Source organism: Blautia faecis (genome assembly GCF_027662325.1).
Lineage (GTDB): Bacteria > Bacillota > Clostridia > Lachnospirales > Lachnospiraceae > Blautia_A > Blautia_A faecis.
Genome location: NZ_JAQDKY010000007.1, coordinates 40,241 through 59,042, shown reverse-complemented (window position 1 = coordinate 59,042; position 18,802 = coordinate 40,241). Strand labels below are relative to the sequence as shown.

The 18,802-nt window shown below is 42.9% G+C and carries 19 protein-coding genes and 1 riboswitch; of the genes, 12 read left to right on the top strand and 7 right to left on the bottom strand.

Annotation, left to right across the window (positions count from 1 at the left end):
- The 7 genes from PGQ38_RS05435 to PGQ38_RS05405 all read right to left on the bottom strand — a co-directional run.
- A partial coding sequence (locus PGQ38_RS05435; RefSeq protein ID WP_270430978.1) for a hypothetical protein occupies positions 1 to 494 on the bottom strand: 494 nt, incomplete at its 3' end.
- Positions 491 to 952, bottom strand: a complete 462-nt coding sequence (locus PGQ38_RS05430) for a hypothetical protein (protein WP_118584200.1) — start codon at positions 950 to 952, stop codon at positions 491 to 493. The genes PGQ38_RS05430 and PGQ38_RS05435, both read right to left, overlap by 4 nt.
- A gap of 61 nt (positions 953 to 1,013) precedes the next feature.
- Positions 1,014 to 1,502, bottom strand: a complete 489-nt coding sequence (locus PGQ38_RS05425) for a DUF4860 domain-containing protein (RefSeq protein WP_118584199.1) — start codon at positions 1,500 to 1,502, stop codon at positions 1,014 to 1,016.
- A complete protein-coding gene (locus PGQ38_RS05420) occupies positions 1,499 to 1,849 on the bottom strand; it encodes a hypothetical protein (protein WP_270430976.1) in 351 nt (116 codons plus the stop codon). The genes PGQ38_RS05425 and PGQ38_RS05420 overlap by 4 nt, the downstream gene beginning before the upstream one ends.
- Before the next feature lie 21 nt (positions 1,850 to 1,870).
- Positions 1,871 to 2,914 carry a type II secretion system F family protein gene (locus PGQ38_RS05415; protein ID WP_270430975.1) on the bottom strand — a complete coding sequence of 348 codons (1,044 nt, stop codon included), beginning with the start codon at positions 2,912 to 2,914 and terminating at the stop codon, positions 1,871 to 1,873.
- 74 nt (positions 2,915 to 2,988) lie between these two features.
- On the bottom strand, positions 2,989 to 3,921 hold the full coding sequence (locus PGQ38_RS05410) for a transglutaminase-like domain-containing protein (RefSeq protein WP_195589643.1): 933 nt from the start codon (positions 3,919 to 3,921) through the stop codon (positions 2,989 to 2,991).
- Between the two features lie 35 nt (positions 3,922 to 3,956).
- Entirely contained in the window at positions 3,957 to 4,730 is a 774-nt protein-coding gene (locus tag PGQ38_RS05405; protein ID WP_148461064.1) for a GntR family transcriptional regulator, read from the bottom strand.
- Between the two features lie 229 nt (positions 4,731 to 4,959).
- On the opposite strand from PGQ38_RS05405, the gene PGQ38_RS05400 reads away from it, so the two are divergent.
- The 12 genes from PGQ38_RS05400 to rpmE all read left to right on the top strand — a co-directional run bounded on the left by PGQ38_RS05400 (position 4,960) and on the right by rpmE (position 18,774).
- On the top strand, positions 4,960 to 6,306 hold the full coding sequence (locus PGQ38_RS05400) for a glycosyl hydrolase family 28 protein (protein WP_204452647.1): 1,347 nt from the start codon (positions 4,960 to 4,962) through the stop codon (positions 6,304 to 6,306).
- Between the two features lie 30 nt (positions 6,307 to 6,336).
- A complete protein-coding gene (locus PGQ38_RS05395; RefSeq protein ID WP_270430974.1) occupies positions 6,337 to 7,380 on the top strand; it encodes a lactonase family protein in 1,044 nt (347 codons plus the stop codon).
- Between the two features lie 15 nt (positions 7,381 to 7,395).
- Positions 7,396 to 8,208 carry an SDR family NAD(P)-dependent oxidoreductase gene (locus PGQ38_RS05390; RefSeq protein ID WP_148461067.1) on the top strand — a complete coding sequence of 271 codons (813 nt, stop codon included), beginning with the start codon at positions 7,396 to 7,398 and terminating at the stop codon, positions 8,206 to 8,208.
- A complete protein-coding gene (locus tag PGQ38_RS05385) occupies positions 8,205 to 9,434 on the top strand; it encodes an enolase C-terminal domain-like protein (protein ID WP_148461068.1) in 1,230 nt (409 codons plus the stop codon). Before PGQ38_RS05390 ends, PGQ38_RS05385 begins: the two co-directional genes overlap by 4 nt.
- A gap of 281 nt (positions 9,435 to 9,715) precedes the next feature.
- Positions 9,716 to 10,972: an ABC transporter substrate-binding protein gene (locus tag PGQ38_RS05380; RefSeq protein ID WP_270430973.1), complete on the top strand. Its 1,257-nt coding sequence runs from the start codon at positions 9,716 to 9,718 to the stop codon at positions 10,970 to 10,972.
- Positions 10,973 to 11,095: 123 nt separating this feature from the next.
- On the top strand, positions 11,096 to 11,980 hold the full coding sequence (locus PGQ38_RS05375) for a carbohydrate ABC transporter permease (RefSeq protein WP_226854353.1): 885 nt from the start codon (positions 11,096 to 11,098) through the stop codon (positions 11,978 to 11,980).
- Complete coding sequence (locus PGQ38_RS05370) at positions 11,980 to 12,798, top strand: carbohydrate ABC transporter permease (RefSeq protein ID WP_226854352.1); 819 nt, start codon at positions 11,980 to 11,982, stop codon at positions 12,796 to 12,798. The genes PGQ38_RS05375 and PGQ38_RS05370 overlap by 1 nt, the downstream gene beginning before the upstream one ends.
- A 22-nt stretch (positions 12,799 to 12,820) precedes the next feature.
- Positions 12,821 to 13,648, top strand: a complete 828-nt coding sequence (locus tag PGQ38_RS05365; protein ID WP_270430972.1) for an MBL fold metallo-hydrolase — start codon at positions 12,821 to 12,823, stop codon at positions 13,646 to 13,648.
- Positions 13,649 to 13,740: 92 nt separating this feature from the next.
- Positions 13,741 to 14,772, top strand: coding sequence for a LacI family DNA-binding transcriptional regulator (locus PGQ38_RS05360; protein WP_270430971.1), 1,032 nt, complete (start codon positions 13,741 to 13,743; stop codon positions 14,770 to 14,772).
- Between the two features lie 188 nt (positions 14,773 to 14,960).
- Positions 14,961 to 15,044: riboswitch (cyclic di-GMP riboswitch) on the top strand.
- Positions 15,045 to 15,214: 170 nt separating this feature from the next.
- Positions 15,215 to 16,231 carry an anthrax toxin lethal factor-related metalloendopeptidase gene (locus PGQ38_RS05355; protein WP_270430970.1) on the top strand — a complete coding sequence of 339 codons (1,017 nt, stop codon included), beginning with the start codon at positions 15,215 to 15,217 and terminating at the stop codon, positions 16,229 to 16,231.
- 503 nt (positions 16,232 to 16,734) lie between these two features.
- Positions 16,735 to 18,402 (top strand): transcription termination factor Rho, encoded by a 1,668-nt coding sequence (gene rho / locus PGQ38_RS05350; protein ID WP_195699595.1) that lies wholly within the window; start codon positions 16,735 to 16,737, stop codon positions 18,400 to 18,402.
- 168 nt (positions 18,403 to 18,570) lie between these two features.
- A complete protein-coding gene (gene rpmE, locus PGQ38_RS05345) occupies positions 18,571 to 18,774 on the top strand; it encodes a 50S ribosomal protein L31 (RefSeq protein WP_117851138.1) in 204 nt (67 codons plus the stop codon).
- Positions 18,775 to 18,802 lie beyond the last annotated feature (28 nt).

Here is an 18,802-nt window from a genome sequence, read left to right as displayed (position 1 = left end):
GCGTTATCAGAGACAACGTTATCAGAAGCAGCGTTATCAGAGGCAACATTATCAGAGGCAACGTTATCAAAGGCAGCGGTAGCAGAAGCAGTGGAATCAGCTGTACAGTCAGTCCAGAATACAACAATTTTCACAGCCAGACTCTGGGTGTCGGAAAATGCTTTCACATATTCAGCAGTATGTTCCTCTGAATCCCATTTTACATTCTCCTGTGAGTTCAGATGATCGGAGACGAGCTGGTAATATGCACTTTCTGATTTTGCCTGTGCCTGAAATCCTTCCAGTGTCTGAACCAGATCTGAATAAAAATCAGCTGCCTCACTGCAGGCATTATAATAGGCTGAGGTCTGCTCCAGAGAAAGACTGCTGGAGCGCAGATCCTGTCTGGAAGTACCATAGCCAAGCAAGGACAGGATCACCAGCATAAGTACTCCGAAGATTAGAAAAAGGGAAGGAATTCCAGTTGCGGAAAAAAGATGATTCTTTTCTTTCATGAATCTGTTTCCTCCTTTGTGGAAAAAACTGGAAAGCGAATTGTTTGTGTATAAAGACTGGTTTCTTCATTTGCATTCTGGAGTTTTTCAAAAGTGACCTGAATTTCTTTGACCTTGTCAGAAGCAGAGCAGACAAGCCTCATTTTATAAACCGCGCTTTCTTCGGAAGTATTCTGCCAGTGCTTGTCAAAATAATAGCAAATACTGTCCTGATCTGCAACTCCATCTGGCATCAGTGCCAGAAAATTTTGGACAGTGCCGTCAGTTCCTTCCAGAATTTCACCGGCACTGGTGATAAGCTCCTGGATATGAGAGTCCTCCCGGGCATGTACCCTTGCCATGTAGGAAGCCGCAAACAGTCTTACGCAGACACCGCAGGTCAGTCCCAGAAAAAGAAGGACAAATATCATTTCCATAAGAAAAAGCCCGGATTTGGAATGGGTAGTGATTTTTTTCATAAAAACTTCCTTTCAGCACATCATTCAGAAGTGACCAGCCCCAAATTCAGGAGCCTGCGAATCAGGCAGGAACCCCTGGATGAAGCAGAAAGCTGGAACAATGTCCATCTGTGTCCGTTAATGTGATTCTGTAAAAAGTGTTTTCTAAAGCGTCAATCTGGAAATCCTGAAGCTGTGCGAGGTTGGTCCCCATAGAAAGATCGGCCCGGGAATCCGATGCTGTAAAAAGCTCTTTTAAATGACTGCCATCAAAATAAATGTAAGTGCAGTAATCTTTCCCCTCAATAGCTTCCTGAAAGCAAAGAACCTGTGTTCCCTGAAGCTCTGTAAGGGAGGTCATTCCGGGAATATCGTGCTGACGAAACTTGGTAGTGATGTAAGAGGCTGCTGTATAAAGGGTGTTATTAGTGTCCAGGCTTTTTACAGAGGCCTGATAGTTCCCGGCACCAAAAAGCATCAGAAATAGAAGAAACAGCACATACATTGCAAAAAGCAGCAGGGCTGCCAGTGAATCAATGCTGTGGTTCTTCCGGGTAAATCTGGAATTCATCTGGCACCTCCTTTTCTGGCATTTACCGGAAGTACGCTGATCGATGGCAGAAGATTGGATCCGTTTGGAACATATTCTACCACAAATTTCTCAGAATCATAGGTAATATGGTAATCTGAAAGCAATTCATCCAGGCTCTGAGGGTATTGGCCTGTGAGGGCGTAGGTGCGGATGGCACCTCCTTCAAGTGCCTGCGTTAAAGTAACCTGTTCTTTTTTCAGGGAATCAGTCTGTGTACGTGCAATTCCAAGATAGAAGATCAGGCAGAGGACTGCAGCGAACAGGATTGGAACAATAAAGCGGAAAATCCGCCTGACACGAATGAGTCTGGTTTCAAATATATCCATTTTCACTCTCCCTTACAGCTGTTATGCGATCATTTCAGATAACAGTCCCAGCAGCGGCATCATAACAGAAAGAAGGACCAGTCCTACAAGAATTGAAAGGACGATCACAATAGTAGGCTCCAAAATTGACACAATATGGGAAACAGAGTCTGTGGATTTCTCTTCATACTGCTCAGCCAGTTTTTCCATTACTTCGTCAGATGCACCAGCCTGAAAACCAAGGGAGATCAGACGAAGCTCCATAGCCTTAAAAAGTCCGGATTCCGTGATGGCTTCTATAAATCCATAACCTTCAGCGAGCTGCTTCTGAATGGAAGCAAGCTTTTCCCTGGTCTCAGTCTGGGAGACAACAGCGCCTGCCAGTTCCACACAAAGCTCAGGGGAAAGTCCGCTTCGGATTCCCAGGGAAATACATTGGCAAAGACGACTGTAATCCAGATTTACCGGTATTTCCTTCATGCCTGGAAAACGGCAGACGATTTTGCGGATCAGTTCCTGCCCCTTTGGGTGAAGAACCAGGAAAAGGATAAAGCCGATCATCGCGGCCAGAAGAACAAGGAAGGCAGTGGAATAGCGGCTAAGTGTTTCGCCGATTCCAAGAAGGGCACCGGAGATCCCGCTCATTTCCAGTCCAAGCTGGCGGAAAACCTGGCGGAAAACCGGGAGAACCTTTACAAGAAGAATTACAATAACCGCAGTCATCATGCCCAGCATAACAAGGGGATAGGCGACTGCACTCTGAATCTGGTCTGTGATCTGAATCTCCTTCGCATAGAAAGCAGACAGACCCTTCATAACCTCATCCAGACAGCCAGTCTCTTCGCCGGTGCGTACATAAGCAGCAGCAGAAGCAGGAAAAGCACCGGATTGCTCCATGGCGTGCGCCAGGGAGCCGGATTCCTCCATGTCTTTATAAAGAAAGGTCAAAATTTCTTTGCCCCGTTCTGTCTGGCTGTCGTCATTTAAGATGGCAAGTCCCTCAATGGCGGACATTCCGGAACGTAATATGATGGAAAACTGTTCACAGAATTGGAACAGCTCCCGATTGTTTAATTTGGTAATCATATAAAGTCCTCTCTGAAAAAACATCAGGCAGATCCTGAAAAAATCCATGAACCTGCGAGGCGTTTTTCGTTGTGCTATCGGGTAAACTGCAGCGTATAATTTGCGCTGTCACCGATATAGGAATTGATAAGCTCTTCATCTTCACTGTTGGCGGTAAAGGTTGGATCCATGCGGTTCCATTTCTCCCCGTCATAGGTAATCGCCTGTTCCACCCATCCTTTTCCACGTATGTAAACATCGATCCAGGCATGCTTGATGTCACCTGCATATCCGATCTGAAGCTTACAGGGAATATCCCTGCTTCGCAGCATTGCCGTCATCAAGGCAGCATAATCAAAACAGATTCCCTTTCCGGTAGAGAGGGTTTCGTCTATGTCAGGAAGATATCCTGTCTCAACGGTGGCTGCTTTGTCCTCGTCGTAGGTGACATGCTGGGTTACATACTGGAAAACGGTGTCAATGCTTTCCTGTTCCGTGGCATCCTCTGCCAGAAGAGAAAGAGCCAGCTTGCAGGCTTCTGAGTCCGGGGTAAAATTTACATACTGGTTCGGATACAAAAATGGGAGAAATTCATTCTCCAGGGAAACCTCCAGAGCCTGGGCAAAAAGTGCGGCATACTGGCTGCCGTTTACCTGCTCATAACAGGATACCTGGTAGGTGCCGCTTCCACTGGTAAACGGAATGACAGCACTTTCGCCGGAGCTTACAAAATAAGAATAAACAACGCCGTCATCCGCGGAAAGCTGGATGTTTTTGGTGGTACCATTGCTGTCACTGACAGCAGTCAGATATCCCTGACTGATATTTGAAATATCCAGTATCAGAGGTGAATATCCTATGGTGTCTGTTCCCGGAGCTTCCGGAACCAGAACCTTCAGCGGGGAAAAAACAGGCGGTTCTTCGCCGGAACCGGAGCTGCTGTTCTGACCGCAGCCTGCAGCTGGGAAAACTATTAGCAGGCAAAATAGAAATAAGCAAAGCAGAAGGGCCGAAATGCGTTTAGACATAGCGCCGCTCCTTTTTATAAGTTGATCATTCATTTTCAAACACGTTCCAGGGATTTTTGAAATTCGGGAAGATCGTACCATGCTGGTGGTTCCTTCATACGAACCACGAAATGGCACAGATCAGGACGAATCCTGGCTTCCAGGTATTCCATAGGACCCAGTGAACAGTGTGCTGTTCTGGTGTTGAAAAAAATAGGAGATCCCGGTTCAATGTTGAGAATCTGTGCATCAAGGAAATCAGCTGAGCTGATGTTGATGTGTTCTTCACCGGTTTCAAATTTAATTCCGTAGTGCTTCTGAATAAAGTAATAGAGATCTACAAGCTGTTCGCGGTAGGTATCTAAATCCGGGAAAAAATCGATACGGATATAATTTGTCTGGATTATCACAGGCTGTTCATTGGAGGAAACCACTCTTTGAAGGCGGAAGACTTCTGTTCCTTCATTAAGGTCCAACGCACTGGCGACCTGGCTGTTTGCAGGAATACGGTCAATCCAGGTTCCGCTGATGGTCAGGGCGGCATTATCCGGAAACAGAGTGTTTATGTCTATTACGTTATGAAATTTTGAGAAGCTGGTAAGCTCCCGTTCTTTGGGATTGATCACCTGTGTGCCGGCACCCTGCTTTACCTTTATGCGTTTGTCTTTAACCAAAAGGTCAATGGCATGCCGGACCGTCGTACGGCTTACCGAAAACATTTTTCCAAGCTCATCTTCTGTGGGAAGATAGGAACCTATGGGATAAACGTTATTATCTATATCGGATTTTAATTTGTTATAACATTTCTTGTATGCAGGAAGTTTTTCCATAATGTTTCCTTTCAAAATAAAGTTGTTTAGTAACCTATAGTATATATGTATCAAACAAATAAGTCAAACGATAATTGGAAAAAACAGAATCTCTTATACAAAATGCATAAAAACAGGCGAAGTATCTTGTCAAATAAAACACTTTACTAAATATAAAAAACAATGTATAGTAATGTTTATAAACATAATTACGAATTTAAAAAATAAATTAAAATAAAGGAGAAACATAATGATGAAAAAACAGGAATTTGTACCGCGAAAGATAAGCGAGAAACCACTGTATGAACTGAAATCAGTGGAAGATATTCCGGTATCAGAGCTGTATCAGGTTAAGATAAACGGAAAGGAACAGCGAGTATATCATACGGAATTTTTTGATTTTGTTTCTTTCTTGGATGAAAATGAAAAGGCAGAGGTAGAAGTTACAGTAAACGAACCATTTCAGAAGGCTGTTATCCGTCCTGCAGCTGCACAGATACCGTTCGAAGAAGAGGGGAACAAAATCAGTATAAGCCTTCCTGCCGGAAAGAGAATTACTCTTGAACTGGACGATAAACTGGAGTCACCACTTTATGTTCTTCCTGGAAAATACATACCGAAGCCTGAGAATGCCACTTATGTATTTGAAAGTGGAAAAGCCTACAATGTGGGATGCCTTCAGCTTAATTCTGACGAAACTGTTTATATAGAGTACGGAGCAGTTGTAAGCGGAAGAATCTATTCCAGAATGGCAGACAGAGTCCGTATTCTGGGAAATGGAATCTTGTATGGAGGAAACTGGCATGCATGGGACGAAAATGGAGCAGAGCAGCTGATCGTTCCTGTATTGGGTGAGAACATTGAAATACGCGGAATCACACTTCTGGATGGTGGTTCCTGGCATATTGTTCCGGTTGCATGTAAAAATGTTCTGATTGAAGACGTAAATGTTCTGGGAAAAGTGATCACAGGAGATGGCGTCGATATAGTCGGATGTGAGAATGTAGTGCTTCGTAATTGCTTTATAAGGGCAAATGATGATTGTATATCTATTAAGGCTGTGGAATTCCAGGATCCGTCAGGCTGCACAGATGTGAGACATATCCTTGTTGAGGATTGCCTGTTCTGGAATGCAGAATTTGGAAACACACTTGAAATCGGATATGAAACCAGATGTGACGAAATTACAGATGTTGTTTTCAGAAATTGTGATGTTGTACATTGCCAGTATGAGGGCAATCAGTCAGGTGGAGTACTGACAATTCATAACGCTGACCGTGCCCATGTACATGATATTGTTTATGAAAACATCCGAATTGAAGATGCCCAGGAAAAATTTATTGATATTAAAACTCTTGATTCCAAGTATTCACGAGACAGGGAAAGAGGCATGGTAAATGATATTTTCTTTAAAAATATTGAAATTACAGAAGGCACTTTTCCAGTATCCATTATACGTGGCTTTGAGATGAAAAATGAAGTGTGCAGACCTCATGGCTTTTATTTTGACAATGTGGTAATTCATGGAGAAAAGGTGATGTCACCTGGTGAATTACACATGGTTGTGGAATTGTCAGATGAACTGAAATTCCAGTAAAAGGAATTAACAAAGGAGATGGAAGAAAGCATGGATATTTTGCTTGTCGGAACCTATACACAGCATGATGCCCCTGCTGTATTGAAGAAGCAGGAGCTTGGAAAAGGTATCTATCTGATTCCGTATAATGAGATCCTGGGAGATGTTGCAGGAACTCCTCTTATCATACAAATGCAGAATCCTTCCTGGGTTTGTCTGGTGAAGAACCGGCTTTTTGCGGTAAGTGAAAGTGAAGATGCTGCGGAAATTGTGGAATATGAAGTAGGGGTTCAGGAAGAAAGGCTTACAGCAGAGAAAAAGGAAGGTCTTCAGATGCCTGGAAAAGCATCCTGTCATATTGAAAAGGATGAAAAAGGACAAAGGCTTTTTGTATCTGATTACGGAAGTGGAGATTTAAAGGTGATCGACATTTCAGAAGCCGGCAGCCCGAAACTTTTACAGGAAATTTCTTTTACAGGAAAAGGGCTGAATCCGGAACGGCAGGAAGCATCTCATATTCACTCCTGCGTCCTTCATAGGGGAGATCTGTATGCAGCTGACTTAGGGTGTGATAAGATTTATTCTTTTGGCACAGATAAGGGAAAGCTTCTGCAAAAAGAAACCATAGAGGTCAGACCTGGAGCAGGTCCAAGACATATGGGAATACTGGAGAAAAATGGAAAAACGTATCTCTATGTATTAAATGAGCTGGATCTTACAATTTCTGTTTACTGTAATGGGGAGCTGTGCCAGACCATATCCCTGGAAGAGAAGTTGCCAGAGGGCGCGCTTGCAGCAGAACTGTGTATTGCAGAGGGGAAAATGCTTTACGCATCTGTGAGAGGAACCGGAGAAATTTTTGGATTTACCATAGATGAAAATGGAATGTTAAATTTGAAACAAAAAGTTGTAGTTCCGAAAGGATGGTTTCGAAGTATCTGTCTGGACAGCAGTGAGGAGCATTTGCTTGCAGCAGATCAGAAAACAGGAAAAATATATATTTTTGACAGGCAATCAGAGGGAGAACTGGGAAATCAGCGGGTCCTTGTGGAAGTTCCCGTACCTGTGCAGGTATTGTCTGGGAAAATAGAATAAGAGAGGAAAACTGTGATGAGAAAAAAAGCAATCGTTACAGGTGCCAGTCGTGGAATTGGACGTGGAATTATCAGAGAACTGGCAGCAGCCGGATATGATATTGCCTTTTCCTATCGGACACGGGAAGATGAGGCAAAGGAAGCTGCTGAAGAAATAAGAAATATGGGTTCCTTTGCCTGGTATGCAAAGGCTGATATGGCACAGGCAGGAGAAGGGGAGAAATTTTTTGACCAGGCTGTCAGGGAATTGGGCGGACTGGATCTGCTTGTAAATAATGCCGGAGTTACCGTGTTTCAGTCCATTCTGGACCTTGAAATGGAGGAAACCCAGAAAATGCTGAATCTGGATCTTTTGAATTACCTTGTACTTTCCAGTAAGGCGGCCAGATATATGAAGGCTCATGAGGTTAAAGGATGCATTATCAACATAACCTCTTCAAGAGCAGAAAGAGCATATCCGGGAGATTGTGTTTACGGCGGCATAAAGGCAGCAGTGAACCGGGCTTCACAGTCTATGGCACTGGATCTTGCACCATATGGGATCCGTGTGAACTGTGTGGCTCCGGGAGCTATCTGTATCCGTACGCCAGAGGAAATAAAAGCAGAAGGCAGGACAGAGCTGGAAGGCTTCTGGGAAAGTCTGGGAGAAAGAATTCCAATGGGCAGAAATGGAACACCGAAAGATATAGGAAGAGCGGTAGTATTCCTTGCAAGTGAGAATGCAGCTTATATAACCGGAGAAGTATTGCGGGTTGACGGAGGACTGATCCTGCCGGGAATGCCGGAAAAAGTAGAAAATGATAAAAATGCCTGGGGAGGAGAAAAATGAGAGTAACGATCAGAGATGTAAAAGTAATTTGCTGTGCGCCGCAGAAAATCAATCTGGTGACAGTAAAAGTGGAAACAAGTGAGCCAGGATTATATGGCGTGGGCTGCGCAACTTTTGCCCACAGACATCTGGCAGTGGTTGCTGCAGTGGAAAAATATCTGAAGCCATACCTGATCGGCAGAGATGTTTCTGATATTGAAGATATCTGGCAGTCCATAAAGGGCATGAGCTACTGGAGAAACGGACCTGTTTTAAACAATGCCCTGTCAGGTGTGGATATGGCTTTATGGGATATTAAAGGAAAAATGGCCGGAATGCCCTTGTATGACTTACTGGGTGGAAAATGCAGAACCGGAGTGCCATGCTATACGCATGCTGAAGGCACCACAATAGAGGATTGTGTGCAAAAAGTAGGAGCGTTAAAAGAAAGAGGATATCGCTGTATCCGTGCGCAGGTTGGAGGCTATGGCGGAAAGGATATGCCTTACCAGCCACCGGAAGGATCCTTTGAAGGCTGCTATTATGATCCAAAAGCATACATGGCAAAAACAATACAGCTGTTTGAGCGTCTCAGGGAAACCTATGGATGGGAACTGGAGCTTTGTCACGATGTACATGAGAGGCTGAGACCTTCGGATGCAGTGATATTTGCAAAAGATATGGAGAAATTCCGTCTGTTCTTTCTTGAGGACTGTCTTTCTCCGGAACAGAGCGGATGGTTTAAGCAGATCAGGCAGCATTGCACCACCCCGCTGGCTATGGGAGAGCTGTTTAACAATCCAAACGAATGGCTGAATCTTATCACAGAAAGAGAAATTGATTATATAAGAATCCATTTAAGCCAGATTGGAGGAATTACACCGGCACGTAAACTGATTGCTCTTTGCGATGCATTTGGAATAAGAACTGCATGGCATGGACCAATAGACCTTACTCCGATTGGTCACGCAGTAAATATCCATCTGGATATGGCTTCTCCGAATTTTGGAATCCAGGAATGGGCTGACACCAATACCCTGTCTGAAGATGCAGGTGCAATTGCCTTACATCAGATTTTTACCGGAATTCCGGAAATGCGGGACGGATATCTGTATCTGAATGGGAAACCAGGAATTGGTGTGGATATTGATGAAAAAGCAGCAGCTGAGTATCCGTGCAGCGAAGAGGTTGTCACATGGGATTGGATGCTGCCAAGGCTTCCGGATGGAACAGCAGTAAGACCGTAAATACAGTCACTTTGTCACAGTATTTGCAGGCAGTAAAGGTGGATTGTCAACTCCTGCAAATACTGTGCAATTCATACAAAAATGCACAAAAAATATTGTGAATACATACGAAAGTGATAAAGAGTCGCAAAAAAACATTGAAAATGTCAGTCGACTATGCTATGATTCAAATATCACCGGAAACGTTACCGGTAACAATACCGGAAACGTTACCAAAACGGAACCCAGCCACTGAAAAAATCAGTTGGCGGAAAATAAAATTATACTAGGAGGTATAAGAAATGAAGAAAAAAATGTTGGCAGCAGTATTAGCTGGAACAATGGTTATGTCCCTTGGAACAAACCTTTGCTGGGCTGATGGAGAGAAGACCAAGGTCACTATGACTGTATGGAATGGTGAGTGGGGCGATCAGCTGGATCGTACCATGGAGTCCTTCAACAGCAAACATGATGATATCGAGCTGGATATCACAATGCAGTCCGGAGATTACTCTGATTTCCTTGGAACTGCAGCTGCAACAAATGACTGGCCGGATATCTTTATCCTTACACCATGGACACAGGTACAGAATTTTGCAGAGGTCGGAAGAATTCAGGATTTAAGCGGAATGGATTTTACGGAGAAGGTTTACCCGACCGCTCTTGAAGCTGCTACCTATGATGGAAAAATCTACGGATATCCTGCAAATGTTGAGTACCTTGGTGTATTCTACAACAAGCAGATGTTTAAGGATGCCGGAATCGAAGAGGTTCCGAAAACAAGAGATGAATTTGAAGCAGCATGCGAGAAGCTGGAAGAGTCCGGCGTAACACCAATCGCTTCCACATTCAAAGATTCCTGGACTCTGAAACACATGTTCAGTGTAATGATGTCAAACGTAGTACAGGATGACATGGAAGGCTTTCTGGATCAGTTAAATTCCGGCGAGGGAACCTTCAATGTAGACGGTATCGATGATGTATTTGCAACAGCAGATATTATCAAAGCTCATTGTGGAAGCAATATGATGGATTGTGACTCCACATCCGGTTTCAACGCACTTGCAAACTCTGAAGCAGCTATGCTGATCAGCGGTGAGTTCAGCCAGAACGTAGTAGCAAAAATGGATAACCCGCCGGAAATCGGATACTTCGCATTACCAGTGTCCAACGACGCTGAGAGAAACAAAGCAGCAGTTGACGTAGGAATCGTATATGGAGTAAGCTCCCAGACAGAGCATCTGGATGCTTGCAAAGAGGTTATTGACTTCTTAAGTGATGCTTCCCTTTCTGATGGATACATTGCAATTGTAACCGAGAAACCAGGTTCTGCACCGGCTTCCCAGGATTTCACAGTTAATTATGATTCTGCATCTACAAACGATTATCTGGAATATGCAAACAGCGGAAACGTAATTCCGTGGGTATATCAGCAGTATGTAAACGGATTTGATGTTATCTCCGGAGATATCTTCCAGGGCTACATGGCAGACGCTGCTGACAAGGATGAGGTAATTTCCAAGCTTGACGCAGCATATCTTGAATATCTGGATCAGTAAATAAGAGGAAATGCTGACCTGCGATTCCCGGGGGGAGCACCCCCGGGAATCTTTTTAATGGAAGATTTATCGTGATATCTGTATAAGCAGATGAGCCTTTTAGAAAAAGAAAGAGAGGATAATATGTCATCTTTATATAAGAAAAACAAGAAATTTTATCTTCTGCTGATTCTGCCTGCCTTGCTTTTGTATTCCTTTGCAATGCTGGCACCTCTGTTTGGCGGAACCATTCCATATTCATTCCTGAAATGGAACCTGATGTCCGGGAAAAAAGCTTTTGTGGGATTTGACAATTATGTAAAACTGTTTTCCGATACAAAATTTTGGACTTCCTTTGGATTTAACCTTTTTGTTGGTGCGTTCACCATTATTGGTAGCAATGTTTTTGGATTTATTCTTGCTTATTTCCTGAATGAGAACATTAAGGCTAAAGGCGTGGTCAGAGCTATGTTCTTCATTCCTAACATTGTCAGTGCTGTATTGGTATCCTTTATCTGGGTGTTTATTTTTACAAATGCAATGCCTGCACTTGGCGGAGCATTGGGATGGGACTGGCTGGCAAATATAAGCTGGTTCGGAACTCCGTCAATGGCAACTGTGACGATCATTGTGGTTTCCATCTGGCAGAACATTGGTTTCTTGATGATCATTTATACCGCAGGTCTTCAGACTATTCCGAAGGATGTTATGGAGTCTGCTGAGCTGGATGGCTGCAGCGGTCTGAAAAAAGTTCTGAAAATCGAGCTTCCGCTGCTTATGCCAACTGTCACGATCAATCTGTTTGTTTCTATTTCAGGAGCATTTAAGTCATTCGATATTCCGAACGCAATGACAGGCGGTGGTCCTTACGGTTCCACAATGCCAGTTGCCATGAATATTTACCAGGAAGCTTTCACCAAGTACAACCTGGGCTATGGCTCAGCGAAATCTGTAATCCTGTTCCTTACAGTAGCAGCGGTTACTCTGATCCAGTTGTACTGCACTCGTAAGAAGGAGGTAGAATACTAATGAAAAAGAAAGTATGGCTTCCAACCATTATTATGTTTTTCTTTGGTGTCCTGTTCCTTATGCCGATCATCCTGCTTGTGATGAACGCATTCAAGACACATAACGATATGATCCAGAACTTCCTTTCTTTTCCCCATTACCTCTATACCGGTAACTTTACCGAAGCTATAGAACGTCTGAAATTCTGGAGAGTAGTCGGAAACTCAGCATATGTAACCCTGGGAACCATGCTGGTATGTACCATCATTTCCTTTATGGCTGCATATGGAATTGCGCACATCCCTGGAAAGCTTGGAAATGTTTTGTATCTGATTTTCACCCTTGGACAGATCATTCCGTTCCATTCCATTATGATCGCGCTTTCTGTACAGCTGACCAACACAAACCTTTTGAATAACCTGACCGTACTTATTTTCCTGTATGCCGGCTTCCACGGAGCATTTGGTATTTTTACCTATGTTGGTTTCCTGAAATCAATTCCAAAGGAACTGGAAGAGGCAGCGGCAATTGACGGCTGTGGCATGTTCCGCTGCATGTGGCAGGTAATTTTCCCATTGGTACGCTCCACAAGCATAACTCTTCTGGTACTGTTTTTCCTGTGGACATGGAATGATTTCCTTATGCCAAACCTGTATGTTTCAGACAGTGGTTTGAGAACCCTGACAGTTGCTATTTATATGTTTAAGAGTACCTCCGGATCTGAGTGGAATCTGATGCTTGCCGGAATGACTCTGTCTATGGTTCCAATCATAATCATTTATATTGCAGCACAGAAATATATCACCAGCGGACTTACCGCAGGTGCAGTAAAAATGTAATTGAAAAGGAGAACGGCAGAAAATGGACAATATTAATTTACAGAGAATTGAAGGCTATACAGTTCAGCTGGTAGCAGAGGATGTCTGGGCAATCGATGAGTTCGGAGCAGACATTATTTATCTGGTAAAAGGTGAAAAAAGTGCAGCTGTGATCGATACCGGTTCAGGTTTTGGAAATCTGAAAAAGGTGATCGAAACCCTGACTGATTTGCCATATGTTGTATTAAATACACATGGACATCTGGATCATGTGGGCGGCAATCACGAGTTCGGAAAGGCATATCTGAGTGAAAAAGATTTCAAAATGGCAGATACAGAAAAACTTAGAAGCGGCTGGAAGAAATATGTGGAAAAAACAAAGAAGGAACCGGGATTTTATGGAACAGAGTACATAATTGAAGGTCGTGAGCCTGGAGATTTCCAGATGCTGCCGCTGAGCGAGCATCAGATCTTTGATCTGGGCGGAAGAAGTCTGGAAGTGTTATTTACACCAGGACATACTCCTGGAAGTGTAGTTTTCCTGGATAGAAAAAATAAATTTCTGTTTGCCGGAGACAGTGTAGTGTCAACTCCGATCCTGATTTTTGATACCTATTCCTCAACAGTAAAGGAATATGCAGAGGGATTAAAGAAGTTAGATAAAGAAGATTTTGAACTTATTTTCCCAGGACATTTTATACGCCCGATCGGAAAAGCAATTCTTCATGATTTAATCACATGCGCTGATAAAATCGTAGAGGGAACTGCAACTCCAGAGCCTATTGATTTCAGCCATATGTCTTCAGAACCGGCTGTTCTCTACAAATACGGAAAAGGAAATATCGCCTATAACGACAAGCATATTTGCTGATAAATAATTTTTTATAAATTTTATTGAAAATCATTTGCCATGATATGCCAGTACATATATAATGAACACATTGTTGCATGAGGAGGGCAGTTATGGAGCAGATAACAATTAAAGAGGTTGCGAAACTGTGTGGCGTAGGAGTCAGCACGGTGTCCAGGGCTATTAACAATCACCCGGACATTAATCCTGAAACGAAACAGAAGATTCTGGATATTATCAAAGAGTATAATTATGTACCGAATAACAGTGCCAGAAACCTAAAACGAGCTGATTCAAATACGATCGCAGTTATGGTAAAAGAAATCAGCAACCCATTCTGGGGTGTTATGCTGCATGTTTTGGAGAAAAAGGTTCGTGAAAGAAAATACTGCCTGGTATTGCAGAATGTAGCAGATGATGAAGATGAAGTTGAGCTTGCGCTTCAACTGGAAAAAGAGAAAAAGGTCAAGGGAATCATATTTCTTGGTGGTATGTATGATTATGATGAGTCAAAGCTGAGAATGGTGAGGGTTCCGTATGTGATCGCCAGTTCCGGAAAAACAATTCCGGAGGATACTGGATCTTATACTCGAAGCGCTCTTGTAACAATTGATACAGAGATCGAGAGCCAGAATATGGTTGATTATCTGTGCAGCTGTGGACATAAAAGAGTTGCGTTCATTACTTCCGGAGATGAAGGTCTGGGAAGGTGCCATCTGAATGGCTATAAAAGGGCATTGGAGAAAAATGGACTGGAGTACGATGAGAAGCTTATAGTCCGTTTAAAGCCGGGGAATAGAATTTATACTATTGAGAATGGTTATAACAGTACCTGTGAGCTTTTGGAATCAGGAGTGGATTTTTCCTGTATTTATGCTATTTCAGATACTTTGGCTGTAGGAGCCTGCAAAGCAATTATTGACAGCGGTAAAAGAGTACCGGAGGATTATTGCGTGGCAGGGGCTGATGGACAGGATATTGCAGAATATTATCATCCATCTATTACCACTTTGGAATATCCCAGAGTGGAAACTGCACAGCAGAGTATTCGTACTTTGTTTGATATGATTGACCGGAAAAAGGTGGTCAAACGGCAAATGCTGGCCGGAAGGCTCATAGAACGGGAATCTACACGTAAACTGTGAGGGGTGTATGTTACTACCCAGACAGCGAAAGAAAATCTGTGAAATTATTTGAGAATGATTATTAGTTGTTACGGTCAGCTCAGATTGTTTTACAGATTTTTTCATTTTTGTATTTTTTAGACGGATTTTTGTGAATTTTAACAAAGAAAATCCGTTGACAAAAGTGAGGACTTGCTTTATCATAAGAAATGAATAAAAGGCAAACCTGTTGAAAGACAGGGACGCAAAGCCAAGGGTCTAAGGTCTCAGGACTATGACAGCCGGTTGCCGCATTGATATTGATTAGGTAATGTAATATGACAGGAGACGTGGTTCTTCTATTTGTGGCGACCGTTTATTTAATCTGATAAACGGTTTTTTTATTTCCACAAACTGATGGGACTGATAATTTCCAGATAGCGGCAAGTCAGTTACATTATGGTTCAAGAAAGGTGTGTTATTTATGAAAGGAAAGAAATTAACAGAGTGGCTTGCAAATAAAAAAGTTGTTTCCAGTTGTGCTGCAATAGCATTGGCAGCAGTGATCGGCGGCGTTTCATTATTCTCAGGAGCAGGAGAAACACCTGAATTCCCCAGTTATACAGATCCGATCATGGAGACTTCCATCATAGAAGATGAAACTCCACTGGCTTCCCAGCCGAAGACTACTGTGAAGACTACCTCCAGCACCAAGACAACCAGGAAGACTGTTAAATTAAAAAAGGCTTCCAAGAAGAGCTACACCAAGAAACTGAAAACCAAAACAAAAGTAACCAATAAAACAAATAAAGCCGGTAATACAACAGTAGATACCAAGACAACCGTTGTTACCAAAGCAACAGCGAAATACACCAAGAAATCCAAAAAGAAAGTTGTTACATCCAAGATCACAACAACTGTTCAGACAACAACTACACAGCAGGTATCAATTGCCAATGAGACCGCTGTAAGCACTACTTCTTCTGGTACTTCCGTTTCCCAGGCAACTGCAGCAGCAAGCTCTTCACAGAACCAGAGTAAATACGAAGCAAATGTAGCAAGTGTTGCAGGCAAGATGGACAATCGTGTAATTGCAGCATATCAGCAGCTGGGATTTAAGCTTGTTGTTGATCCATCCGTCAACTATTCCGGATATTTTGATGCAAGATCAAGATCTATTACAATGAAGCAGATCGATGATTCTGTTTATCATGAGCTGGGTCATTTCCTTGCATTTATCGCAGGAAATGCAGATAAGACAGCAAGCTTCCAGAGCATTTTTGCAGCTGAGAAGGCAAATGTTACAGCTTTTAATAAAGCCTATGTAACACAGAATGCTTCCGAATATTTTGCAGAATCTGTTAAGGATTACATCCTGAACAATGCTTCCCTGAAGAGTAGCAGACCACAGACTTATGCAGCTGTTCAGAATGCACTGAATCAGATTACAGACGCACAGATCGCTAAGATCCAGAAGATTTACGGAGCGTTCTGGAATTAATAATTTTAAAGATGACCGGCACCCGGAGAAATATCTCCGGGTGTTTTATTGTGAATAGCACAGGCGTGGGAAACCGGTATTTTATAAAAAGGTAAGTGACAGCTGGTACTTATCTTTGGGTCACCGGGAGAACAGGACTCTTATATATGTCGAAGAGTCGGGATATGCGTCGACAGAAAATTCTTGCAATGAAAAACCTTAGGTGTGTATAATACAAAACAAAGGTTATCACTTTCTTGCAGGCAGGGATAGATATATTTGAGTTACTGGTAGGTTACTGGTCACGGGGTGAACAGTAACACTGGTAGAAGTGAACAGTAACATGTATTTGGAATGGATGTAGACACGGCGCCTGAAATGTGTTAAAATAAACTTTAATAAGTTTTTTGAAGGATGTTTTTATAATTCAGTATATAGCTTCTGTCTAATCAGACATTTGTATCCCGTTAAATCAAAATTGAAATGTGTTTTAGAATTGTATTAGTCGAAGAGGTAGATGATTGATGAAAGAAAAGTATGAATCATTATCCCTGGCTACGCTGAAAGACTTGGCAAAAGCCAGAGGACTGAAGGGCATTTCTACTATGAGAAAGCCTGAATTAATTGAACGTATGCTGGAAGAGGACAGGAAAGAACAGACTGCAGAAAATGAGCAGACTATTTCCGGAACAGCAGAAGAGAATACCATACCTGCAAGACCAGAGCCTGTGGCAGCAGAAAAAACAGAAAATACGGGAAGTGTTTCTTCACCGGAGAGAAGAGAAGCACCAACCAGATCCCGTACCATTATACGGCGTAATCCTGAGTACCGCAGCAATAATTATGGCAGAAATGAAAATGCAGGACGCCAGAACAGTTATAATGGGGAAAACAGACCGGAGAACTTCGTGAAGCGCACTCCTGTAGCGAAACCTGTAGAAGTGGTTCCGCCAGCCGAATTAAGACCTGAGGAAACGGAACAGCCCCGTACAGGCGCAGCCAGTGAGAACCGTACAGAAGAGGATGTAAGCAACGCTTACAGTGTTCCGGCTGAAACGGTCCAGCTTGACAGTGGCGAAAAGGCCAATGGAATCCTGGAGGTTATGCCGGATGGATTTGGATTTATCCGAAGTGAGAATTATCTTCCGGGAGAAAATGATATCTATGTTTCTCCGTCACAGATCCGCAGATTCAATCTGAAGACAGGGGATATTATTCAGGGAAATATCCGTATTAAAACACAGGGGGAGAAATTCAGTGCCCTTTTGTATGTGACGTCTATCAATGGTTTCCATCCAAGTGAGGGACAGAAGAGATACAATTTTGAAAATATGACCCCAATCTTCCCAGATGAACGTCTGATCATGGAGCGGCCTGGCGGAACTACTGCCATGCGTATCGTAGATCTGATCAGCCCTATCGGAAAGGGACAGCGTGGTATGATCGTTTCCCCGCCTAAGGCAGGTAAAACTACTTTGCTCAAGGATGTTGCGAAATCTATTCTTAAGAATAACAAGGATATGCATCTGATCATTCTTCTTATTGATGAACGTCCTGAGGAAGTTACCGATATCAGGGAAGCAATACAGGGACCGAACGTGGAAGTTATTTATTCCACATTTGATGAGCTTCCGGAGCATCATAAGCGTGTATCCGAGATGGTTGTAGAGCGTGCACGCCGCCTTGTAGAACATAAGCAGGATGTTGTGATCCTTCTGGATTCCATTACCAGACTGGCAAGAGCCTATAACCTGGTTGTTCCCCCAAGTGGGAGAACTCTGTCAGGAGGTCTTGATCCGGGAGCACTTCATATGCCGAAGCGCTTTTTTGGTGCAGCACGTAATATGCGTGAGGGAGGAAGCCTTACCATTCTGGCCACTGCACTTGTTGACACCGGAAGCAAAATGGACGACGTTATTTACGAAGAATTCAAGGGAACCGGCAATATGGAGCTTGTTCTTGACCGCAAGCTTCAGGAGAAACGGGTTTTCCCGGCCATCGACATTCAGAAATCCGGTACCAGACGAGAAGATCTGCTTCTGAGCAAAGACGAGCAGGAAGCTGTATATATTATGCGAAAGGCTCTTAACGGAATGAAGTCTGATGAGGCAGTGGAACAGATTCTGAACATGTTTGCACGTACTGCAAATAATGCTGAATTTGTGCAAATGGTAAAAAAACAGAAATTGTAATGTTCACAAAAAACACCGTGCAGAATATTATCTGGGATTAGTTTTAGAAATTTTTATAAATAACTTGCATTTCTCATAACGCCATGCTATAATCAGTAGGCTGTGTAAAGTGTGAATTCGTCAGATTCAACGCAAATAAAATAGAATAAATATAGAGAGGTGAAAATCATGAGAGAAGGAATCCATCCGAATTACTATCAGGCAACTGTAACCTGCAACTGCGGTAATACTTTTGTAACAGGATCTACCAAGCAGGATATCCACGTAGAAATCTGCTCCAAATGTCATCCGTTCTATACAGGACAGCAGAAAGCTACTCAGGCTCGCGGACGTATCAATAAGTTCAACGAGAAATACGGCCTGAATAAATAATTTGAATATTACTGAATGAGAAGGTTGA